19 protein-coding genes are annotated in these 21,033 nt (G+C 72.8%); 12 read left to right on the forward strand and 7 right to left on the reverse strand.

The window, feature by feature from the left end; all coding sequences use genetic code 11:
- Window positions 1-7 precede the first annotated feature (7 nt).
- Complete coding sequence (locus tag QWM81_RS02210) at window positions 8-1,405, reverse strand: DUF6421 family protein (protein WP_290109678.1); 1,398 nt, start codon at window positions 1,403-1,405, stop codon at window positions 8-10.
- A gap of 270 nt (window positions 1,406-1,675) precedes the next feature.
- Between QWM81_RS02210 and QWM81_RS02215 the strand changes: the two genes are divergently transcribed.
- A complete protein-coding gene (locus tag QWM81_RS02215) occupies window positions 1,676-2,359 on the forward strand; it encodes a glycerophosphodiester phosphodiesterase (protein ID WP_290109679.1) in 684 nt (227 codons plus the stop codon).
- A 189-nt stretch (window positions 2,360-2,548) separates the two neighbouring features.
- Window positions 2,549-5,128, forward strand: coding sequence for an ATP-dependent Clp protease ATP-binding subunit (locus QWM81_RS02220; protein ID WP_290109680.1), 2,580 nt, complete (start codon window positions 2,549-2,551; stop codon window positions 5,126-5,128).
- Here the strand turns inward: QWM81_RS02220 and QWM81_RS02225 are convergent.
- On the reverse strand, window positions 5,125-5,682 hold the full coding sequence (locus QWM81_RS02225) for a GNAT family N-acetyltransferase (protein ID WP_290109681.1): 558 nt from the start codon (window positions 5,680-5,682) through the stop codon (window positions 5,125-5,127). The genes QWM81_RS02220 and QWM81_RS02225 overlap by 4 nt on opposite strands.
- Before the next feature lie 141 nt (window positions 5,683-5,823).
- Here QWM81_RS02225 and QWM81_RS02230 point away from each other — a divergent pair, with 141 nt between their 5' ends.
- The 3 genes from QWM81_RS02230 to QWM81_RS02240 all read left to right on the forward strand — a co-directional run bounded on the left by QWM81_RS02230 (window position 5,824) and on the right by QWM81_RS02240 (window position 8,120).
- Window positions 5,824-6,366 carry a DUF5134 domain-containing protein gene (locus QWM81_RS02230; protein ID WP_290109682.1) on the forward strand — a complete coding sequence of 181 codons (543 nt, stop codon included), beginning with the start codon at window positions 5,824-5,826 and terminating at the stop codon, window positions 6,364-6,366.
- Window positions 6,367-6,469: 103 nt separating this feature from the next.
- On the forward strand, window positions 6,470-7,405 hold the full coding sequence (locus QWM81_RS02235) for a M56 family metallopeptidase (protein WP_290109683.1): 936 nt from the start codon (window positions 6,470-6,472) through the stop codon (window positions 7,403-7,405).
- 28 nt (window positions 7,406-7,433) lie between these two features.
- Window positions 7,434-8,120: a phosphatase PAP2 family protein gene (locus tag QWM81_RS02240; RefSeq protein WP_290109684.1), complete on the forward strand. Its 687-nt coding sequence runs from the start codon at window positions 7,434-7,436 to the stop codon at window positions 8,118-8,120.
- 79 nt (window positions 8,121-8,199) lie between these two features.
- On the opposite strand, the gene QWM81_RS02245 is transcribed toward QWM81_RS02240, so the two are convergent.
- Window positions 8,200-8,634 (reverse strand): hypothetical protein, encoded by a 435-nt coding sequence (locus tag QWM81_RS02245; protein WP_290109685.1) that lies wholly within the window; start codon window positions 8,632-8,634, stop codon window positions 8,200-8,202.
- 243 nt (window positions 8,635-8,877) lie between these two features.
- Here QWM81_RS02245 and QWM81_RS02250 point away from each other — a divergent pair, with 243 nt between their 5' ends.
- Window positions 8,878-9,519 carry a TetR/AcrR family transcriptional regulator gene (locus QWM81_RS02250; protein WP_290109686.1) on the forward strand — a complete coding sequence of 214 codons (642 nt, stop codon included), beginning with the start codon at window positions 8,878-8,880 and terminating at the stop codon, window positions 9,517-9,519.
- On the opposite strand, the gene QWM81_RS02255 is transcribed toward QWM81_RS02250, so the two are convergent.
- Window positions 9,504-11,018 (reverse strand): LVIVD repeat-containing protein, encoded by a 1,515-nt coding sequence (locus tag QWM81_RS02255; RefSeq protein WP_290109687.1) that lies wholly within the window; start codon window positions 11,016-11,018, stop codon window positions 9,504-9,506. The genes QWM81_RS02250 and QWM81_RS02255 overlap by 16 nt on opposite strands.
- A gap of 176 nt (window positions 11,019-11,194) precedes the next feature.
- Between QWM81_RS02255 and QWM81_RS02260 the strand changes: the two genes are divergently transcribed.
- Complete coding sequence (locus QWM81_RS02260) at window positions 11,195-11,872, forward strand: DUF305 domain-containing protein (RefSeq protein WP_290109688.1); 678 nt, start codon at window positions 11,195-11,197, stop codon at window positions 11,870-11,872.
- A 130-nt stretch (window positions 11,873-12,002) separates the two neighbouring features.
- Window positions 12,003-13,358, forward strand: a complete 1,356-nt coding sequence (locus QWM81_RS02265; RefSeq protein ID WP_290109689.1) for an FAD-dependent oxidoreductase — start codon at window positions 12,003-12,005, stop codon at window positions 13,356-13,358.
- A gap of 133 nt (window positions 13,359-13,491) precedes the next feature.
- On the opposite strand, the gene QWM81_RS02270 is transcribed toward QWM81_RS02265, so the two are convergent.
- Window positions 13,492-13,842 carry an ArsR/SmtB family transcription factor gene (locus QWM81_RS02270; protein WP_290109690.1) on the reverse strand — a complete coding sequence of 117 codons (351 nt, stop codon included), beginning with the start codon at window positions 13,840-13,842 and terminating at the stop codon, window positions 13,492-13,494.
- A 128-nt stretch (window positions 13,843-13,970) separates the two neighbouring features.
- Between QWM81_RS02270 and QWM81_RS02275 the strand changes: the two genes are divergently transcribed.
- Window positions 13,971-15,053 (forward strand): NADH:flavin oxidoreductase/NADH oxidase, encoded by a 1,083-nt coding sequence (locus tag QWM81_RS02275; protein ID WP_290109691.1) that lies wholly within the window; start codon window positions 13,971-13,973, stop codon window positions 15,051-15,053.
- 149 nt (window positions 15,054-15,202) lie between these two features.
- A complete protein-coding gene (locus QWM81_RS02280) occupies window positions 15,203-16,288 on the forward strand; it encodes a WD40/YVTN/BNR-like repeat-containing protein (protein WP_290109692.1) in 1,086 nt (361 codons plus the stop codon).
- Between the two features lie 98 nt (window positions 16,289-16,386).
- Here the strand turns inward: QWM81_RS02280 and QWM81_RS02285 are convergent, their stop codons facing one another.
- Window positions 16,387-17,064 carry a uracil-DNA glycosylase gene (locus QWM81_RS02285; protein ID WP_290109693.1) on the reverse strand — a complete coding sequence of 226 codons (678 nt, stop codon included), beginning with the start codon at window positions 17,062-17,064 and terminating at the stop codon, window positions 16,387-16,389.
- Window positions 17,065-17,209: 145 nt separating this feature from the next.
- Between QWM81_RS02285 and QWM81_RS02290 the strand changes: the two genes are divergently transcribed.
- Together QWM81_RS02290 and QWM81_RS02295 are read left to right on the forward strand one after the other, a co-directional pair.
- Entirely contained in the window at window positions 17,210-18,223 is a 1,014-nt protein-coding gene (locus QWM81_RS02290) for an N-acetylglucosamine kinase (protein WP_290109694.1), read from the forward strand.
- Between the two features lie 88 nt (window positions 18,224-18,311).
- Window positions 18,312-19,232 carry a sirohydrochlorin chelatase gene (locus tag QWM81_RS02295; RefSeq protein WP_290109695.1) on the forward strand — a complete coding sequence of 307 codons (921 nt, stop codon included), beginning with the start codon at window positions 18,312-18,314 and terminating at the stop codon, window positions 19,230-19,232.
- Between the two features lie 129 nt (window positions 19,233-19,361).
- Here QWM81_RS02295 and QWM81_RS02300 read toward each other — a convergent pair whose 3' ends face one another.
- The gene (locus QWM81_RS02300) at window positions 19,362-21,002 is read right to left on the reverse strand and encodes an FUSC family protein (protein ID WP_290109696.1); all 1,641 of its coding nucleotides are present in this window, start codon (window positions 21,000-21,002) and stop codon (window positions 19,362-19,364) included.
- Between the last annotated feature and the right edge of the window lie 31 nt (window positions 21,003-21,033).

Genomic DNA, 21,033 nt, shown 5'->3' on the forward strand with positions numbered 1-21,033 from the left:
CGAGAGCTCACGCGGACGCCAGCTCGTCGGCCTGTGCGGTGATGCCCTTGGTCGAGGCGATCACGTTCTTCAGCTTCTTGGAGAGAGCCTCATAGAACATGCTCAGCGGAAACTCGTCCGGAAGCACGTCGTCGACCAGTTTGCGCGGCGGTTGCGTCAGGTCGAGGGCGTCGGGGCCCTTGGCCCAGCGGGAACCCGGGTGCGGGGCGAGGTAGGTGGAGACCAGGTCGTACGCGGCGAACCAGTGGACCAGCTTGGGGCGGTCGATGCCTTCGCGGTACAGCTTCTCGATCTCGGCACAGAGCTGGTTGGTGACCTGCGGGGCCCGCTCCCAGTCGATCTTCAGGGTGTTGTCGGTCCAGCGCACCACGTCGTGCTTGTGGAGGTACGCGAAGAGCAGCTGGCCGCCGAGCCCGTCGTAGTTGCGGTTGCGGTCGCCGGTGACCGGGAAGCGGAACATCCGGTCGAACAGCACCGCGTACTGCACGTCACGGCCGTGCGCGTTGCCCTCGGCCTCCAGCTTCACGGCCTCCTTGAAGGCGGTGAGGTCGCAGCGCAGCTCCTCCAGGCCGTACATCCAGAACGGCTGGCGCTGCTTGATCATGAAGGGGTCGAACGGCAGGTCGCCGTGGCTGTGGGTGCGGTCGTGGACCATGTCCCAGAGCACGAACGCCTTCTCGCAGCGCTCCTGGTCGCCGATCATCTCGCGGATGTCGTCGGGCAGTTCCAGGCCGAGGACGTCCACGGCGGCCGCGGTGACGCGGCGGAAGCGGGCGGCCTCGCGGTCGCAGAAGATCCCGCCCCAGCTGAAGCGCTCCGGGGCCTCGCGCACGGCGATGGTCTCCGGGAAGAGCACGGCCGAGTTGGTGTCGTAGCCGGAGGTGAAGTCCTCGAAGGTGATGCCGCAGAAGAGCGGGTTGTCGTAGCGGGTGGCCTCCAGCTCGGCGAGCCAGTCCGGCCACACCATGCGCAGGACGACGGCTTCCAGGTTCCGGTCCGGGTTGCCGTTCTGCGTGTACATCGGGAACAGCACCAGGTGCTGGAGGCCGTCGACGCGGTTGGCGGCGGGCTGGAAGGCCAGCAGCGAGTCGAGGAAGTCCGGCACGGCGAACGCGCTGTCGGCCCACTTGCGCAGGTCACCGACGAGGGCGCGGTGGTACGCGGTGTCGTGCGGCAGCAGCGGGGAGAGCTGCTCGACGGCGGCGACGATCCGGTCGAGGGTGGTCTCGACGTTTCCGCGGGAGGGCGCGCCCTCGGCGTCGAAGTCGATGGAGCCGTCCGCCGACTGCCAGGTGCGGATCTCTTCCACGGCATTCTTGAGCTCGGGCCACGCCGGATGCTCGATCACCCTGGCGTCGGCGGACACGTCTCCGCCGGTCACGTCCTGCACAAGAATTTCCGTCATCACACTTCCTCCACGGGAGAACCTCGCGTTAAGGCACCGTATCCATGTACGGATCTCCGCCACAAGTGGGCCCGGAAGAAATTATCCTGCCCACCCTCGTGATCGCCGCTGTTTTTCCTGTCTGGTATGGGTGATGCAGCGGCATCCACTGCTGTCCTCGCGTCACGCGCGCGGCGGGGGTTCCGTACCCGGCCCGGATCGTTAGGCTGCGACGGTGCCGCGTGGGCACGGCGCCGCGCGGGAGCCGCCGTCGACGGAAGCGAGAAGATCTTGAGTTTCCTCACCATCGGTCATCGCGGAGTCATGGGTGTGGAACCGGAGAACACCCTGCGCTCCTTCGTCCGCGCGGAACGGGCGGGCATGGACGCCATCGAACTGGACCTGCACCTGAGCAAGGACGGCGCCCTCGTCGTCATGCACGACGCCGAGGTGGACCGCACGACCGACGGCACGGGCGCCATCGCCGACCACACCCTGGCCGAGCTGCGCGAACTGGACGCCGGGCTGGGCGAGCGCGTCCCGGTGTTCGAGGAGGTCCTGGACGCCGTGCGCTCCCCGCTCCAGGCCGAGATCAAGGACGTGGCGGCCGCCCGCGCCCTGGCCGAGGTGATGCTCCGGCGCGACCTGGCCGGGCGGGTGGAGGTGTCGTCCTTCCACGACGAGGCGGTCGCCGAGATCGCCCGGCTGGTGCCCGGCGTACGGACGGTGCTCATCGCCAGCCACTGGGGCGACGACATCGTGGCCCGCGCGACGGCCGTGGGCGCCGCCACGCTGGCGCTGAACATCCGCCGGCTGACCCTGGAGACCACGGAGCGGGCCCGCGCGGCGGGCCTGCGGATCATCGGCTGGGTGGTCAACACACCGGACCACCTCAGGCTGGTGCGCGCCCTGCAACTGGACGGCGCGACCACCGACTACCCGGAGATCCGCCGCACGGGCCGCTTCACGGCCTGAGGCCCCCGAGCCAGCACCCCGCGGTGATCCGATCCGTTCCGGCGGTCCGGTCGCGCTCAGGGCCCGTTCCGTCCGTCACACCATCCGTCACAGGTGTAACCGCAATGCGCTCGGGAACCCGCGACCTGGATCCAGCAGGTCTCTCGTACAGCGTGTCCCGGCCATTCCCGGACACCGGAACGGACGCATATGAGCAGCGGTTTCATGGGTCCGGAGGGTTACGGCTCCGACCCGTTCAGCGAGTTTCTGTCCCGCTTCTTCGGCAGCGGGGCGGGATCGCCCGGCGGCGGGGCCGGGGCGCCCGGCGGCCGGCCCGTCCCCCGGTACATCGACATAGGGCGGCTGATGAGCGAGCCGGCCCGGCGGATGGTCGGCGACGCGGCCTCGTACGCGGCCGAACACGGCAGCACCGACCTGGAGACCGAACACCTGCTGCGGGCCGCCCTCGCCACCGAGCCCACCCGGGAGCTGATCGCCCGCGCGGGCGCCGACCCCGACGCGCTCGCCGAGGAGATCGACCGGACGGCCGGCGAGGGCCCGCCGCAGTCCCGGATCGCCGTCACGCCCGCGGTCAAGCGCGCCCTGCTCGACGCCCACGACCTGGCGCGCCACACCGGCGCCTCCTACATCGGCCCCGAGCATGTGCTCGCGGCGCTCGCCGCCAACCCTGACTCCGCGGCCGGGCGCATCCTCAACGCGGCCAAGTTCGACCCCGGCGCCGTTTCCGGGGGCGCCGGACGCAGCGGGCCGGGCCCCTGGGTCGGCGACGCCGATCAGCGGCCGGCGCCGCAGCGCGGCACGCCGACCCTCGACAAGTACGGCCGCGACCTGACCGACATGGCGAAGGCCGGCCGTATCGACCCGGTGATCGGCCGCGAGAACGAGATCGAGCAGACCGTGGAGGTGCTGTCCCGGCGCGGCAAGAACAACCCCGTACTGATCGGTGACGCGGGCGTCGGCAAGACGGCCATCGTGGAGGGCCTCGCCCAGCGGATCGCCGAGCACGACGTACCGGACACGCTGCGCGACCGCCGGGTCGTCGCGCTGGACCTGTCGGGTGTCGTCGCCGGCACCCGCTACCGGGGCGACTTCGAGGAGCGGCTCAACAACATCATCGAGGAGATCCGCTCCCACTCCGACGAGCTGATCGTCTTCATCGACGAGATGCACACGGTCGTCGGCGCCGGCGCGGGCAGTGGTGGCTCCGAGGGCGGCTCGATGGACGCGGGCAACATGCTCAAGCCCGCGCTGGCCCGGGGCGAGCTGCACGTCATCGGTGCCACGACGGTCGAGGAGTACCGGCGCCACATCGAGAAGGACGCGGCCCTCGCCCGCCGCTTCCAGCCGATCCTGGTGCCCGAGCCCAGCCCGGAGGACGCGCTGGAGATCCTGCGCGGGCTGCGCGACCGCTACGAGGCCCACCACCAGGTCCGCTACACCGACGAGGCGCTGCTCGCCGCCGTCGAGATGTCCGACCGCTACCTCACCGAGCGGTTCCTGCCCGACAAGGCCATCGACCTGATCGACCAGGCGGGCGCCCGGGTGCGGCTGCGCGCGCACACCGACACCGACGTACGCGCGCTGGAGCGGCAGGCCGACCAGCTGGCCCGCGACAAGGACCAGGCGGTGGCCGCCGAGCAGTACGAGCGGGCGACCGAACTGCGCGACCGCATCCAGGAGATCACCGAGCGGATCAAGGCGGGGCGCGGCCAGGAGCCGGCCGGGGACGGCCGGGTTCTGGAGGTCACCGCCGAGGACATCGCGGAGGTGGTCAGCCGCCAGACCGGTATCCCCGTCAGCAGCCTCACGCAGGAGGAGAAGGAGCGGCTGCTCGGCCTGGAGGATCACCTGCGCAAGCGCGTCATCGGCCAGGACGAGGCCGTCACGGCCGTCTCCCAGGCGGTGCTGCGCTCCCGGGCGGGCCTCGCCGACCCCGGGCGCCCCATCGGCAGCTTCCTGTTCCTGGGGCCGACCGGCGTGGGCAAGACCGAGCTGGCCCGCGCGCTCGCGGACGCGCTGTTCGGCAGCGAGGAGCGGATGGTGCGCCTGGACATGAGCGAGTTCCAGGAGCGTCACACCGTCAGCCGGCTGGTCGGCGCCCCGCCCGGGTACGTGGGCCACGAGGAGGCCGGGCAGCTCACGGAGGCGGTGCGCCGCCACCCGTACTCGCTGCTCCTGCTGGACGAGGTGGAGAAGGCCCACCCGGACGTCTTCAACATCCTGCTCCAGGTGCTGGACGACGGCCGGCTCACCGACTCGCAGGGCCGCACGGTCGACTTCAAGAACACCGTCATCGTGATGACCAGCAACCTCGGCTCCGAGGCGATCGGCACCGGCCGCGGCGTGGTCGGCTTCGGCGCCACGGACACCGGCTCGGCGGACGAGGCGGCGCGGGAACGGGCGCTGCGGCCGCTGCGTGAGCACTTCCGCCCCGAGTTCCTCAACCGTATCGACGAGATCGTCCTCTTCCGGCGCCTCGACGAGGAGCAGCTGCGGCGGATCACCGACCTGCTGCTGGAGGAGACCCGGCGCCGGATGCGCGCCCAGGACATCACGGTCGAGTTCGGCGAGGACGCGGTCGACTGGATCGCGAAGCGCGGGCACAAGCCCGAGTACGGGGCGCGCCCGCTGCGGCGCACGATCCAGCGCGAGGTGGACAACCGGCTGTCCATGCTGCTGCTGGACGGGCGTCTGCGGGCGGGCTCGCTGGTGCGGGTGAGCGTGGGGGACGGTGAGCTGGCGTTCCACACGGAGGAGCCGGCGACCTAGGAGTCCCTGGTCAGCTCCTTGACCAGGAGCTCGAACCGCAGGTCGTCGCGCTGGGGCAGGCCGAAGCGCTCGTCGCCGTACGGGAAGGGGGTCATCACTCCCGTACGGCGGTAGCCGCGCCGCTCGTACCAGGCGATGAGGTCGTCCCGGACCGAGATCACCGTCATGTGCATCTCGCGCACGCCCCACTCGGCGGTGACGTACCGCTCCGCCTCCGCCAGGACGCGCCGGCCGACGCCACCGCCCTGGAGGCCGGGACGGACGGCGAACATGCCGAAGTACGCGGCGTCCCCCCGGTGTTCGAGCTGGCAGCAGGCGATCGGCTCACCGCCGCCCGCCTCACCGCCGCGCTCGACCACGAGGAGCCGGGAGCCGGACGAGGCGATGACCTCGCGGACGCCATCGGGGTCCGTGCGCTGCCCCTGGAGGATGTCCGCCTCGGTGGTCCAGCCGGCCCGGCTGGACTCGCCCCGGTACGCCGACTCGATCAGTGCGACCAGCGCGGGTATGTCGGCCTCGGTGGCGTCGCGGTAGGTCAGCTCGGCCGTGTCCATGGTTCCCCCTCGGTACTGGTTCCCGGCGACCGAGCGTAACGCGCCCTGTTCGCGCTCCCCTGTACGCCCCTGCGCTCGCGTGCACCCCCACCGGTCCGGGCATCGTCCCAGGAGCCGTCTCGTCGAACGGGGAGGTACGACGTGCACGGATCCGCGGTGAACGGCTGGCTGCTGGTGGCGCTGTGCGTGATGGCGGGCGCCTCCTGCCTGGTGCGGAGGGGGAGCTGTGCGGGCGACGGGCGCGGGGCCGCGGCCGACGAGGCCGTGATGGGTTTCGGCATGGCCGCGATGGCGGTGCCCGCGGCGGTGGTCACGCCGCCGTCATGGGGCTGGACGGTGTACGCCGTGGTGTTCGGCGTCGCGTCGCTGCGCGCCCTGTGGTGCGCGCGGCGGGGCGGTCACCATCCGCACCATTTGGTCGGGTCACTGGCCATGGTCTACATGGCGGTGGCGATGTCGGGGGCCGGGGGCGCGGGCGCGGGCGGCCATGGGACGCACAGCGGGGTGCCGCTGGTGACGGGGGCGCTGATCGCGTACTACGCGGTGTACGTCATACGGGCGGGGGTGCGGCTGGTGCCCGTGGCGGCGCCCGCGGGCGGCGGCTGGTCGGCGGGGCCGGAGCTGGCGCTCGCCTGCCGGGTGTCGATGGGCCTGGCCATGCTGGCGATGCTGCCGGCCGTGTGACCGCCACGGATTGCGCGGCGCCCGTGCTGCGGAATCCGTGGCGTGCGTCACTTGACGCGTGAGGCCATACCGATGAGTACCGCACCGCTCATAAGGTGATGCCATGTTGGTCTCCCTCGCGCTGCTCGCGCTCGGCCTCCTGGCCGCCGTGGCGGCTCCGCGTCTGCTGGCGCGGGCCGACTGGCCGGAGCGCGAGCCGGTGGTGGCGCTGTGGGTGTGGCAGTGCGTCGTCGCGGCCGTACTGCTGAGCTTCGGGCTGTCCATGACGTTCAGCGCGGCCGCCGCCTGGCAGGCGGTACGGGGGCATGTCTTCGCGCCCGCGCCGCGCGCGGTGGTCGAGGCGTACGCCCTGGGCGCGCTCGGCCCGTGGTCGGCGGTGCTCGCGGTGCTGCTGGCCTGCGGCGGCCTGTGGACCGGGGCGATGCTCACTCGCGAGGTGCGCAGGGCCCGCGCGCGGCACCGCCGGCGGCGGGCCGAACTCCTCGTACGGGCACCGCTGTTGCCGGGAGAGCGGCCGGGTGCGGACCCGCTGGTGCTGCTGGAGGGTGAGCGGCCGGATGCCTGGTGGCTGCCGGGACCGGCGCCCCGACTGGTCATCACCACGGCCGCGTTGCACCGCCTGAAGGGGCACCAGCTGGACGCGGTGCTCGCCCATGAGCAGGGGCACGCACGGGCGCGGCACGACTGGCTGCTGCACTGCTCGGCGGCGCTGGCGACCGGGTTCCCCCAGATCCCGGTCTTCGCGGCGTTCCGCGACGAGATGCACCGGCTGGTGGAGCTGGCCGCGGACGATGTGGCGTCGCGGCGGTTCGGCCGGCTGACGATCGCGCTCGCCCTGGTGGAACTGAACGAGCACCGCGGGGTGTTCGGCCCGTGCCCCACCCCGGACGCCCAGCTGCCGCACCGGGTCAACCGTCTGCTGACAGCCGCGCCCCGGCTCACGGCCGGCCGGCGGCTGCGCCTGACGGCGGCCGCGGCGCTGGTACCGGCGGTGCCGCTGCTGGTGGCGTTCGTCCCCGGACTGAGCGCGCTGGGATAGCCGGCCGCGCGTCGGGGAGGATCGTCCCATGCGCTCCCCCACACGTACTACTCCCCCCGCCACCGCCACCGCCACCGCCTCCGCCGTCGCCCTGTGGTCCGGCGCCCTCTCGGGCGTCCTGCTGGTGCTGGTCACCGCCGAGTGGGGCCCACTCGTCTCGTTCGACCGGGCAGTGGCGGACGGACTGCACGACTCGGCCGTGGCCAGTCCGGCGCTCACCCACACCAACCGGGTGCTCAGCGACTGGGTGTGGGATCCATGGACCATGCGCGCCCTGATCGTGGTGGTGGTGCTGTGGCTGTGGCGGCGCGGGAGGCGGCTGCTCGCGGTGTGGACGGCGGCGGTGAGCGCGTTCGGTACGGCGCTCCAGCAGCTGCTGAAGGCCGCGGTGGGACGCGACCGGCCACGGTTCACGGACCCGGTGGACTCCGCGCACTACGCGGCCTTCCCGTCGGGCCACGCGATGACGGCGGCGGTCACCTGCGGGCTGGTGCTGTGGCTGCTGGCCCTGCTCGGCGCCAGCCGGCGCGTGCGGCTGACCACCCTGGTCGTCGGCGCCGTATCGGTCATCGGCGTGGGCCTGACCCGGATGTACCTGGGCGTGCACTGGCCCTCGGACGTCGTCGCCGGCTGGCTGCTGGGCGCGTGCTGCGTGGCCGTCGCCGTCCTGACGTACGAACGGACGGTCTCACGCCCCGCTCCCACGCCGCGTTGAGGTCGGGCGGGCCCGAGGAACGGCGGGCCCCCGGAGCGGCGGGCCCCGCGGGGATGCGGGCCCGCCGGCGGTGGACGCGTCAGCCGCGGGCGCGGCGCCGCGCGACGCTGTAGCCGATGACCCCGGCCGCCGCCGTGGCACCGGCTGCCAAGGCCAGGCCGACGCCCGTCTCCAGGTCGGTCGGGCCGGACCCGCCGCCGCTTCCGCCTCGTACGCCCCGGGCGGGCATGGCGGCAGGGGACGCGGTCACGGGCGGGGAGGCGATGACCCGCCCGGGAGAGGGAGTGACACTCCCCCGCCTGGGAAGAGCCTCGCAGGCGATGCCGTCGTCCGGACCCTGGTCCTCGTCCAGGCGGTGCGGGTCGCTGGGGTCCCTGGTGAACTCGGCCTGGGCGTCTTCCTGGAAAGCGAAGTCGCGGCAGTCGAGATCGGTCTGTGCTTGCGCGATCCCCGAGAGCGGCGCCGTCGACACGACGGCGAGAACAATGCCGGCCACAGCGGTGCGGCGGTTCATGAGGGCCTCCTCGCGGTCGTCGAGACCGTGGTTCGACCCTAGGAACCGGATGGCAGCACGTCGCCGGATGGTACGCCGAACGGGTTGCTCACCGTCCGGTGTGCGAGGTGGGCCATCCGGACCGGACGATCCCCCGCGTCGCCCGGTCCCGATGGCATACCCGCGCCGACCAGCCACGCAGGGGCGTCGCGGCGGCGTGCCCTGAGTATATTGGCTCTCAGCCAGTCAACGCAGGAGTTAAGCATGTCGCCGCGCAGCGCATCGGTCAATGAAGAGCTGCGGCGGCGTTCGCGCGAGCGGCTGCTGCAAGCGACGGTGGAGTTGGTCGCCGAGCGGGGGTACGAGGCGACGACGCTGGCGGACATCGCGGACCGGGCCGGTTCGGCGCGGGGGCTGGTGTCGTACTACTTCCCGGGAAAGCGCCAGCTGCTCCAGTCGGCGGTGCACCGCCTGATGCACCGGACCCTGGAAGCGGCGCTGGAGCGCGAGCCGCGCAGCGAGGACGGGCGGGAACGGCTGGCGCGCGCCATCGACGCGATCCTGGGACTGGCGGTGGAGCAGCCACTGCTGATGCGTACGCACATGGCGGGCATCCTCCAGGCGGAGGGGTTCGTGCAGTGCCCGGAGCAGCAGCGGCTGGCCGCGCTGCTGCGGGACACGGTGGCCCGGTACGGCACGCGCGACGTGGACGCCGACTATCCGCTGCTGCGGGCACTGCTGATGGGCGCGGTCTTCGCCGTGCTGCTGCCGGGTGCGCCGATGCCGCGGGCGCGGCTGCGCGCGGAGCTCTTCCAGCGGTACGGGCTGGACTGGGAGCTCGGCGTTCCGCCGGGCGGGAAGACGCCCGGCGGAACGGCCATGGAGCCGGGTCAGTCGTCGAAGTAGTCGAAGTAGTCCGGCTGCGTCTGCACGTTGAGCTCGTGCATCCGCACCCGCTTCGCCGGGTCGGTGCGACGGTCGTCCAGTTTCAGGACGTCGAGGCCCTTGACCATGTCGTTCGAGTAGATGTGGCCGTTGTAGTAGTACGCCGACCAGGAGCCGCCGCCCACCAGCTTCTCGGTGCTGAGCGGGCCGCGCTCGAAGTAGGCGATCTCCTTGGGCTTGCGGGAATCGGTGAAGTCCCATACGGAGACGCCGCCCTGGTACCAGGCCTGGACCATGAGGTCCTTGCCCTTGACCGGGATGAGCGAGCCGTTGTGGGCGACGCAGTTCTCGGTGTCGGCCTGGTGGCGGTCGATCTTGAAGTAGCTGCGGAAGACGAGTTCGCGCTTGTCGCCCTTGCCGACGATGTCGTAGATGCCGTCGGCGCCGCGGTGGGGGCCGGTCGTCGCGTTGCAGGTGGCTCCGCCCCCGCCGCCCAGCTCGTCGGTGAAGACGACCTTGTTGGCCTTCTGGTTGAAGGTCGCGGAGTGCCAGAAGGCGAAGTTGACGTTGTCCTGCACCCGGTCGATGACCTTCGGGTTCTCCGGGTCCTCGATGGAGAACAGGATGCCGTCACCCATGCAGGCTCCGGCTGCCAGGTCCTTGGAGGGCAGCACGGTGATGTCGTGGCAGCCGGTGGTCTTGGAGACGCCCGGGTTCGTGGGCGCGCCCGGGTTGCCGCCACCGTCCGGCCCCTCGCCCGGGAAGAGGACGGGGAAGTTGACGACCGCGGCCTTCTCCGGGGCGTTGCGCGGCACCTTGATGACCGAGATGCCGTCGTGCGGCGGCTGGCAGTCGGGGAAGGCCACGTTGGGCGAGTACGAGGAGACGTACACGTAGACGTTCCTGCGCTCCGGCACCAGGGTGTGCGTGTGGGAGCCGCAGGCGGTCTCGACAGCGGCGACGTACCTGGGGTTCCGCTTGTCGCTGATGTCGAAGATCTTCATGCCCTCCCAGGACGACTTCTCCGTCGCGGGCTGCGTGGTGCTGGTGCAGGAGTTGTCGCTGCGCGAGGAGTCGGTGGAGAGGAAGAGCAGGTTTCCGGAGACGGAGATGTCGTTCTGCGAGCCGGGACAGAGGACTTGGGCGACGGTCTCCGGCGACTTGGGGTTGCTGATGTCGAAGATCCGGAAGCCGTCGTAGTTGCCGGCGAAGGCGTACCTGCCCTGGAAGGCGAGGTCGGAGTTGATGCTGGTGAAGGCGTCACGTGGGACGTTGGCGACGTGCCGGATGTTGTCGCTGTGGACGATCTCGTCCACGCCGGGTATCTCGCCGGACTGGATGGCCGCCCGGGCTTCCGCCCGCTGCTGTGAGGACGCCGTGCCCGGTGGGGCGGGGGCGTCTCCGGGATCGGGTGTGGCGGCCGCGGGTCCGGCCGTCAGCAGGGTTGCGAGGAGTCCGGCTGCGGCGGTGGCCACTCCCAGACGTCTGCGCCGCACGCGTGTGGTGTGCAACGAGGTCACTTGCGTCCTCCCTTGTATCCGTTCGTGGTCGAACGGGTCGCGGACCCCGGCAGTATCGTCCTTTGCATGCTCATCTCAATAGATGGCAACAGAGACGTAATGAAATCTTCTGATCACGCGAGCCGGAAAGCGTGCTAGGACGGTCCCCATCACCCCAAGTGCCACTGGAGGTCTCCGTGTTGAAGCGCAGCAGATCCGTGGTCGCGGCGGCCACGCTGGCCGTCGTACTCGCTCTGGGGGCGTGCGAGTCGGCGCCCTCCGGCCCGGGAGACGAACCGCAGCCCAAGGCGAACGGCGCGACCGGCACGACGGCCGGGAGCGGCGGTCCGGGGGTGGTGGCGCCGGGGAAGCCGGGGGAACCCGCCCGCACGCTGTCGCCGGAGGAGGCCGCCAAGGCGGTCCCGCCCGACACCCCCAACGCGGCGGACTTCATGTATACGCAGATGATGATCGTCCACCACGGGCAGGCGCTGGAGATGACCGCGCTCGCCCCCAAGCAGGCGGCATCGGCGCAGGTCAAGGCCCTGGCCGCGCGCATAGCCGCGGCGCAGCAGCCGGAAATCGGCGCGATGCGGGGATGGCTGAAAAGCAACGGTGGCCCGAGGGCGCAGACGGGGCACGACCACGGCACCATGCCCGGTATGGCCACCAAGACCCAATTGGCCCAGTTGCGTGCCGCGCGGGGCGCGGCCTTCGACCAGCTGTTCCTGACCTTGATGATCGTCCACCACGAGGGCGCGGTGAGCATGGCCACGGAGGTGCTGTCGCAGGGCAACAACGTCCAGGTGGAGGAGATGGCGAACGACGTGATCGCGCAGCAGACCGCCGAGATCAACCGCATGCGCTCGATGTGACCGGCTCGCGGGCAGCCGCCTGCGCCCGCACGGCCGCTCCGTCCGGCGTACGGACGCTGACCGCGCGCACACCTCCCGCACGCGGCCCGGCGGTGGGATCCTGAAAGTCCCTGCGGGAAGGAGCGCAGCAGTGCTTCGTGTCGCCGTCATCGGTTCCGGGCCCAGCGGGGTCTACACCGCCCAGTCCCTGGTCGAACAGACCGTGGTGCCGGACATCCAGGTGCATGTCCTGGACCGGTTGCCGTGTCCGTACGGGCTCGTACGGTACGGGGTCGCCCCGGACCACGAGAAGATCAAGTCCCTGCAGAGCAACCTGCGTACCGTCCTGGAGCACGAACGGGTCGGGTTCGTCGGCAATGTCGAGGTCGGTGCGCGCGGGCTGACGCCCGGGCGGCTGCTGGAGCTGTACCACGCGGTCGTGTACTGCGTCGGCGCGGCACGGGACCGCCGGCTCGGCGTGCCGGGCGAGGACCTGCCCGGGAGTTGCTCCGCCACCGAATTCGTCTCCTGGTACAGCGCCCACCCCGACGCCGCCGACAGGGCCTTCGTGCTGGGCGCCCGGTCGGCCGTGGTGATCGGCGTGGGCAATGTGGCCGTGGACGTCGCGCGGATCCTGGCGCGCGGTCCGCAGGAGCTGCACCCCACGGACGTACCGGAGGGGGCGCTGGGCGCGCTGGCCGCGAGCCGCGTGCGTGAGGTGCACATGGTGGGCCGGCGGGGCCCGTCGCAGGCTAAGTTCACCACCAAGGAGCTGCGGGAGCTCGGATCGCTGCCCGGGGCGGAGGTCGCGGTGGAACCCGCCGACCTCGCGCTCGACCCGGCGTTCGCGGACCCGGCCGGGCTTCCGGCGGTCAACCGGCGCAACGTGGAGGTGATCCGCGGCTGGGCCGGCGAGATGGCGGAGGCCACCCGGGAGGCCCGCGAACGGACCATCCGGGTGCGGTTCTTCCTGCGGCCGGTGGAGGTGCTCGGCGAGGGCGGCCGGGTGGCGGGGGTACGTTTCGAGCGGACGGTTCCGGACGGCGCGGGCGGTGTCCGGGGGACGGGAACGTACGAGGACGTCGAGGCCCAGCTGGTGCTGCGAGCGGTCGGCTACCGCGGCGTACCACTGCCCGGGCTGCCCTTCGACGCGGCGCGCGGGACGGTGCCGCACGCGGCGGGGCGGGTGCTGCGGGAGGGGGTGCCGTCGCCGGGTGAGTACGTCGCGGGGTGGATCAAGCGCGGCCCGACCGGCGTGATCGGCACGAACCGGCCGTGCGCCAAGGAGACGGCCGGCTCGCTGCTGGAGGACGCCCCCGCGCTGGCGCGCCGGGCGGTGGCCGACGACCCCCTCGCGGCGCTGCGCGCCTGGGGGCACCGGCCGGTGGAGTGGCCCGGCTGGCTGGCGATCGAGCGGGCGGAGGCGGCCCTGGGCCGCAGGCTGGGGCGGGGCTCGGTGAAGATCCCCGACTGGCCGGGCCTGCTGAAGGCAGCGGGCCAGACCTGACGCCGGCCGGGAGCGGCCGCGCCCGGCCGGCCAGACTTCACGGGACGGGTGGACGGACCGGGGTCGGCCACGCCCGCGCCGGCCCCGTCACGCGCGGGGGGGGCGGCCGCGCCCGCGGGCGGTGACACCGGGACTACGCGGTGCCCTGGCGGGCCGCTTGGGCGTCGGCGGCGGAGAGGACCGTGTCCAGCAGGCCGGGGAAGAGCGCGTCCAGATCGTCGCGCCGCAGGCCGTTCATCTTGGCCGTGCCCCGGTACGCCTGCCGGATGACACCGCTCTCGCGCAGCACCCGGAAGTGGTGCGTGGTGGTGGACTTGGTGACCGGCAACTCGATGTACGAGCAGGCCACCTCACCGTCCGCCGCCGCCAGTTCACGTACGACGCGCAGCCTCATCGGGTCGGAGAGAGCGTGAAGCACCGTCTCCAGGCGGATCTGGTCGCGCGCGGGGTGAGCGAGGTCGCGCGGGCTGGTCGCGGTGGTCACGGCGGCTCCACTTCATCGGGGACCTCCATTGTACGAGTGGTACGAGGCCCGTCGTAGTTTGACAGACGACGTACTACGATGGGTATCGTACGAGGCGTACCCGAGGCCCGCCCCGAATGGAGTCCGTCGTGAGCGCACTGTTCGAGCCCCGCACCCTGCGGTCGCTGACCATCCCCAACCGCGTCTGGATGGCACCGATGTGCCAGTACAGCGCGGAGGCGTTCGGCCCGACCGCGGGGGTGGCGAACGACTGGCACTTCGCGCACTACGCCGCCCGCGCCGCCGGTGGCACCGGGCTGATCCTGCTGGAGGCGACGGCCGTGTCCGCCGAGGGCCGCATCAGCCCCTATGACCTCGGCATCTGGAACGACACGCAGGTCGAGGCGCTGCGCAGGATCACCGGCTTCCTCAAGGGCCAGGGCACCGTCCCGGGCGTGCAGATCGCCCACGCCGGCCGCAAGGCGTCCACCGACCGGCCGTGGAAGGGCGGCGCCCCGGTCGGCGCCGACGCGCACGGCTGGCAGCCGGTCGCCCCCAGCGCGCTGCCGTTCGACGAGGGCCACCCGGTGCCCGCCGAGCTGAGCACCGAGGAGATCAGGGCCGTCACCGCGCGGTTCGCCGACGCCGCGCGCCGCGCGCTGGACGCGGGCTTCGAGGTCGTCGAGATCCACGGCGCGCATGGTTACCTGATCGGCGAGTTCCTCTCCCCGTACAGCAATCACCGTACCGACGCGTACGGCGGCTCCTTCGAGAACCGTACGCGCTTCGCTCTGGAGGTGGTCGACGCGGTGCGGGAGGTGTGGCCCGGGGAACTGCCGCTGTTCTTCCGGATCTCGGCCACCGACTGGCTGGAGGAGGAGGCCGGCTGGACGGCGGACGACACGGTCCGCTTCGCCGCGCTGCTCAAGGAGCACGGGGTCGACCTGCTCGATGTGTCGAGCGGCGGCAACGCGCCGCGCGTCCGTATCCCCGTCGGGCCGGGCTACCAGGTGCCGTTCGCCGCGCGGGTGAAGGCGGAGACCGGCCTTCCGGTCGCCGCCGTCGGGCTGATCACCGAGGCCGGGCAGGCCGAGAAGATCGTCGCCAACGGAGAGGCGGACGCGGTGCTCCTGGGCCGTGAGCTGCTGCGCAACCCCTCGTGGGCCCGGCACGCGGCGCGCGAGCTCGGCGGCGACGTGCACGTCCCCGACCAGTACCACCGCTCGGTCTGAAAACCTTTCCGGTCCGGCCGCGGGCGTGGGGCGCGGCCGGGCCGGAACATGCGGTGTGACCTGGGAGGACGCGCCTCCGGCGGCCACTGTCAGTGGGTGGGTGCAGACTGGCCCGTATCCGCGACAACGGCGTCCTGGAGGGTGTCGGCATGACCGACGTACTACTGACCGTAGGCACACGCAAAGGACTGTTCATCGGCCGCAGGCGCGGCGGCAGATGGGAGTTCGACGGCCCGCAGTTCAACGCGCAGGCCGTGTATTCGATCGGCATCGACATGCGCCGGACCACACCCCGGCTGCTGGTCGGCGGGGACAGTTCGCACTGGGGCCCTTCGGTGTTCCACTCCGACGACCTCGGCGCGACGTGGACGGAGCCGGTGCGGCCGGCCGTCAAGTTCCCCAAGGACACCGGGGCTTCGCTGGAGCGGGTGTGGCAGCTGCATCCGGCCGGCCCGGCGGCGCCGGGCGTGGTGTACGCGGGCACCGAGCCCGCCGCGCTGTTCCGGTCCGAGGACGGCGGCGAGACCTTCGAGCTGGTCCGGCCGCTCTGGGAGCATCCGACCCGGTCGCAGTGGATGCCGGGCGGCGGCGGCGAGGGGCTGCACACGGTCGTCACCGACCCGAGGGACCCGGACGCCGTGACCGTCGCGGTGTCGACGGCCGGGGTGTTCCGGTCCCAGGACGGCGGCGCGAGCTGGTCGCCGTCCAACCACGGGGTGTCGGCGGTGTTCCTGCCGGACCCCAACCCGGTCTTCGGGCAGTGCGTGCACAAGATCGCGCAGGACGCGGGCGATCCGGACCGGCTGTACCTGCAGAACCACTGGGGCGTGTACCGGAGCGACGACGCGGGCGTCACATGGACCGACATCGGCGCGGGACTGCCCTCCGACTTCGGCTTCGCGACGGCCGCGCACCCGCACCGGGCGGACGTGGCGTACGTCTTCCCCATCACGGCGGACTCCGACCGGGTGCCGGCGGAGCGGCGTTGCCGTGTCTACCGCACGAGTGACGCGGGCGGCGGCTGGGAAGCCCTGTCGGCGGGCCTGCCGCAGGAAGACCACTACGGCACGGTGCTGCGTGACGCGATGTGCACGGACGACGCGGATCCGGCCGGTGTCTACTTCGGCAACCGCAACGGCGAGGTGTACGCGAGCGCCGACGACGGCGACAGCTGGCACCTGCTCGCCTCGCACCTGCCGGATGTGCTGTGCGTACGGGCGGCGGTGATCGGCTGAACCGACCTGCTGTCGCGCGGGCGTCCGTCAGGAGCGGGCGGGCGGCCGACCGCTCCTTGGCCCGGTTACCCGCTCGTACCCAGGGAGCGGCGGCCGGCTCAGGGCAGGCGCCAGTCCACCGGCTGGGCACCCAGGCGGACGAGCAGGTCATTGGTGCGGCTGAACGGGCGTGAACCGAAGAAGCCCCGGTCCGCCGACATGGGCGACGGGTGCGCCGACTCGATCGCCGGCAGGTCGCCGAGGAACGGCCGCAGGTTGCGGGCGTCCCGTCCCCACAGCACGGACACCATCGGCTTGCCCCGCGCGACCAGGGCGCGGATGGCCTGCTCGGTCACTTCCTCCCACCCCTTGCCACGGTGGGCCCCGGGCTTGCGGGGCGCCGTGGTGAGCGCCCTGTTGAGCAGCAGCACACCCTGCTGGGTCCACGGCGTCAGGTCGCCGTTGGAGGGCCGCGGAAGCCCGAGGTCCGTCTGCAGCTCGCGGAAGATGTTCTCCAGGCTGCCGGGGAGCTGACGCACGTCGGGCGAGACGGCGAAACTGTGCCCGATGGCCATTCCCGGGGTGGGGTATGGGTCCTGACCGACTATCAGGACGCGTACGTCGTCGAAGGGCTGCTGGAAGGCGCGCAGAACGTGCGGTCCGGCGGGCAGGTAGGTACGGCCTGCCGCGATCTCGGCACGGAGGAAATCACCCATCGCGGCGATGCGCCCGGCCACGGGACGCAGTGCCTCCGCCCATCCGGGCTCGACGAGTTCGTTCAAAGGTAGTGCTGCCACGGCGCGTCACTCTACCGGCGGAGCGGTGCGCCGCCGAACCGGCCGGCCCGCTCGCGCGGATCTCGGGATAGGCTCCCGCCGTCGCTGCTCCCACCCCCATTCCTTCCCTCGTTTCTTCCTTCGCTCTTCGTCCTGGAGTCGGTCCATGGGTTCGCGCCGGTCTTCGCCGCACAGTTGCCCGGGCGGTGGTACGTGGGTGCTGGGCGTCGACTCCGGTGGGTCCGGACTGCGGGTGGCGCTCGCCGCCGTGGCGCCCGGGGTAGCCGCCGAGGTGGTCCAGAGCGTGGCGTTCGGTGAGCCGGTGCGCACCGGGGCGGGCGGGATCGACGCCGGGCAGCTGCTGGAGCGGCTGGTGCCCGCCGCCGAGGGGCTGCTCGGGCGTGCCGGAGCCGGCGGGCTCGCCGCGGTGGCGGTGGGGGCCGCGGGGATGGCCACGCTCGGGGACGAACTGCGCGCCCGCCTGCCGGAGGCGCTGCGGCGTTCGCTGGGCGTGGACCGCCTGGCGCTGGCCGCCGACGCGGTCACGGCGTACGCCGGGGCGCTCGGGCAGCGGCCCGGGGCGGTGGTCGCCGCCGGCACCGGCATGATCGCGCTCGGCACGGACCTGTCCACCTGGCGCCGCGCGGACGGCTGGGGGCATCTGCTGGGCGACTGCGGCGGCGGAGCCTGGATCGGCCGGGCCGGGCTGGAGGCGGCCATGCGCGCGTACGACGGGCGGCGCGGCGGCTCGGCCGCACTCCTGGCGCGCGTCGAGGCGGTGTTCGGGCCCCCGGCCACGCTGCCGGGGCTGCTCTACCCACGCGCCGACCGGCCCGCCGTGCTCGCCTCGTTCGCGCCCGAGGTGGCCCGGTGCGCCGCCGACGACCCGGTGTCGGCCGGCATCCTCGCGCGGGCGGCAGGCCACATCGCGGAGGCGGCGGCCGCCGTCTGCCCGCCCGGCGACGACCGCGAAGTCGCCCTGACCGGCGGCCTGTTCGCGATGGGTGACCCCCTCCTCGTACCGCTGCGGGCGGAGCTCGCGGAGCAACTGCCGTACGCGCGGCCGGTGTCCGCCGCGGGCGATCCGCTCTCCGGCGCGGTGGCCGTCGCCGCGGCGCTGGCCACGGACACGCTCCGGCTGCCTCGCCAGCCGGGCATGCTGGACACAACACCCCTGTAACCGACCGATCGGACATAGCCGGACAGAGGGCGCCCGACTGCCCCCTCCCCAAGCGTCGGAGCAGGTAAAGCCAGTAGCATGCGGCGCCATGAGCTCCCCCACTGGGCCCGCTTCCGGCCTGCCTGTACGAATGCCGCGACCCCGCCAGTCAGGGCGGCACCGTCGCCCCGAACCCGTGGCGGCGCCCGAGGGCGCGCCCGCGCTCGTTCTCGCCGTTCCCGGCGCCCCTTCCGCCGCTGTGCGCAGCCAGGCGGAAGAGGTCGTGAGCATCGCCCGTTCCGAGCTGCCCGGCCTGGAGGCCGCGATCGGTTTCCTGGACGGCGACGACACCGAGTACCCCACGCTCGCGGGCGTCCTGAGGCAGGCCGCCGCGCTGCGCGTGGAGCGGTACGAGTTCGCCAAGGCCGCCGGCCGTGAGGTCGCCGAGCCGCAGGGCCCGGCCGCCGTCGTGGTGCCGCTCCTGGCGGGCCCGGACAACGCCCTGATGGGCCGTATACAGGAGGCCATCGCGGACAGCGGCGCGTCCGCCGAGCTGACCGACGTCCTGGGCCCCCACCCGCTGCTCGCGGAGGCGCTGCACGTGCGCCTGTCCGAGGCGGGGCTGGCGCGTGCCGACCGGGCGCGGCTGTTCACGGTCGCCACGGCGGCCGACGGGATCGTGCTGGCCACGGTGGGTGGCGAGGAGGCCGTGCAGGCGGCCGGGATCACCGGCATGCTGCTGGCCGCGCGGCTCGCCGTGCCGGTGATCGCCGCCGGGCTGGACCAGGAGGGCTCGGTGGCGGCGGTGGCCGAGCAACTGCGGGGCTCCGGCTCGACGCAGCTGGCGCTGGCGCCGTACCTGATCGGCCCGGAGCTGGCCGAAGGGCTGCTGGACGGCGCCGCCAAGGCCGCGGACTGCCCGGTGGCCGAGCCGCTGGGAGCGTACCCGGCCGTCGGCAAGCTGGTGCTGTCGCAGTACACGACGGCGCTGGGCATCGTCCCGCAGCCGCAGGGGGCACCGGTCCGCTGACCCCATGGGCACAGTGAAGGGCCCGCGCCGGACGTCCTCCGGCGCGGGCCCTTTTTCCCACTCAGGCCTCGGACACCGTCACGGCGCACGGCGTCCAGGCCAAGCGGGCGGGTGGTTCGGCAGGGTGGCTCACGCGTCGATCAGCGGCGCTCGCGGGGAGCTGCGCAGCGGCGTGGCCAGTTCGGCAAGTGCCCGTTCCAGACTGTGCAGGTGTGCCAGCGCGGGCTCGGCGACGGCAACCGCGACAGCGACGGCAGGCTGCGACCCCTCCACCGGAGTGGACCCCTCAACCCGAGCGGACCCCTCCACCCCAGCGGTCCCCTCCACCGGAAGGGACCCCTCCACCCGAGCGGGGGCCACGCCCTGCCGCGGCCCCTCCGCCGAAGCCGCAGCCACGCGCTGCCGCGCAGCCTTCTCCGGTGCCGTGAGCGCTTCGACGGCGGCTTCCACGCGCCAGCAGGCGGCCGCCAGCCGGGCGTCGTGGGACGCCTCGGGGTCCCCGGCGATGGAGGCCAGGCCGCGCACCTCGCGGGCGCACTCGTCGAGCAGGGCGAGCACGTGCCGGGCCCGGGCCTTGCGGGCGCGCAGGGGGCTCAGCGGGTGCACCAGCGGGGCCAGGGACAGCCGGACGCGACCGAGGATGGCCTCCAGTTCGGCGACGTGGGGTGCCGGGTCGGCGGTCGTGGAGCCGGACAGGCGCGCGGCGGCCTCCGCGGTGCACACGTGCACGCAGCGCAGGGCACGCTGGATCCACGCGTCCGTGGTGGCGTGGGTGGTGACGGGCAGGACGAACAGCACGGCCAGCACCGCGCCGACGGCACCGATTCCCGTCTCCATGAGCCGCAGCGCGAGCAGCCCCGGGTCCAGTACGCCCAGGAGCCCGTACAGCGCCCCCGCCATCAGCGTCACGGACAGCATCATCCAGGTGTACGACACCGCGGCCGTGTAGAAGATCCCGAAGACGCAGGCGGCGACCAGGACGGCGGTGGGGACGGCGGCCCCCTCCAGCGGGACCAGCACCACCACGCCGACCCCGATACCGATCAGCGTGCCGAGGACCCGCCGGAATCCGCGGACCAGGGTCTCGCCACGGGAAGCGGTGTTGACGAAGATCCACCAGGTGGCACCGACCGCCCAGTACCACCGCTCCCCGGAGAGCATCTGGCCGATGACGAGCGCCACGGCACCGCCGACGGTCGCCTGGATCGCCTGGCGCGTCGTGGTGCGGGCCAGCCCCCTGCCCTCGTCGCGCGGTTGCGCGGCGGGCGGGGGGAGGCGCCGCTCGTAGCACCACAGGCCGAAGCGGACCGCCGAGGACGCGACCAGCGAGAGCGCGACCGCGGCGTACAGCTCGGGGAGCTGGCCGGGCATCGTACGCAGGAACTGCGTCACGAAGAAGGTCATGAACGCGAAGACGCCCAGGGCGTGGCCGCGCGGCCCCCAGCGGCGGGCATAGACCCCGCCGGCCACCACGGCGAGGAAGGCCACGTCCCGCGCGACGGGGTGGTCGTGCAGGACGGCCGCGAGTGCGAGCACGGGAAAGCCGACGACGGGCAGCAGCGCGGTGGTGACCGCCTGGCCGCGAACCGTGGCGTCGGTGACGGTGAAGAGCGCGAGGAGCGCGGCGAGCCCACCGGTGATGGCCGCCACGAGGGAATGTCCGGCGAGGCCGCACACGGCCACCGCCAAGCCGATGCCGAGGACGGCCCGGGCGGCGCTGCGCAGTCGCAGCCGCCCCGGATCCGGAGCCACGAACACCTTCTTCAGCACAGTTTCCCGCCCCTTTACGTCCACTACATCC

It is taken from the genome of Streptomyces ficellus (assembly GCF_030406405.1).
Classification (GTDB): Bacteria; Actinomycetota; Actinomycetes; order Streptomycetales; family Streptomycetaceae; genus Streptomyces; species Streptomyces ficellus_B.

Excerpts from the sequence above, each read along its gene's own strand:
- QWM81_RS02210 (WP_290109678.1), bottom strand. The coding sequence starts at position 1,405 with ATGACGGAAATTCTTGTGCAGGACGTGACCGGCGGAGACGTGTCCGCC.
- QWM81_RS02220 (WP_290109680.1), top strand. The coding sequence starts at position 2,549 with ATGAGCAGCGGTTTCATGGGTCCGGAGGGTTACGGCTCCGACCCGTTC.
- QWM81_RS02225 (WP_290109681.1), bottom strand. The coding sequence starts at position 5,682 with ATGGACACGGCCGAGCTGACCTACCGCGACGCCACCGAGGCCGACATA.
- QWM81_RS02235 (WP_290109683.1), top strand. The coding sequence starts at position 6,470 with ATGTTGGTCTCCCTCGCGCTGCTCGCGCTCGGCCTCCTGGCCGCCGTG.
- QWM81_RS02240 (WP_290109684.1), top strand. The coding sequence starts at position 7,434 with ATGCGCTCCCCCACACGTACTACTCCCCCCGCCACCGCCACCGCCACC.
- QWM81_RS02245 (WP_290109685.1), bottom strand. The coding sequence starts at position 8,634 with ATGAACCGCCGCACCGCTGTGGCCGGCATTGTTCTCGCCGTCGTGTCG.
- QWM81_RS02250 (WP_290109686.1), top strand. The coding sequence starts at position 8,878 with ATGTCGCCGCGCAGCGCATCGGTCAATGAAGAGCTGCGGCGGCGTTCG.
- QWM81_RS02280 (WP_290109692.1), top strand. The coding sequence starts at position 15,203 with ATGACCGACGTACTACTGACCGTAGGCACACGCAAAGGACTGTTCATC.
- QWM81_RS02290 (WP_290109694.1), top strand. The coding sequence starts at position 17,210 with ATGGGTTCGCGCCGGTCTTCGCCGCACAGTTGCCCGGGCGGTGGTACG.
- QWM81_RS02295 (WP_290109695.1), top strand. The coding sequence starts at position 18,312 with ATGAGCTCCCCCACTGGGCCCGCTTCCGGCCTGCCTGTACGAATGCCG.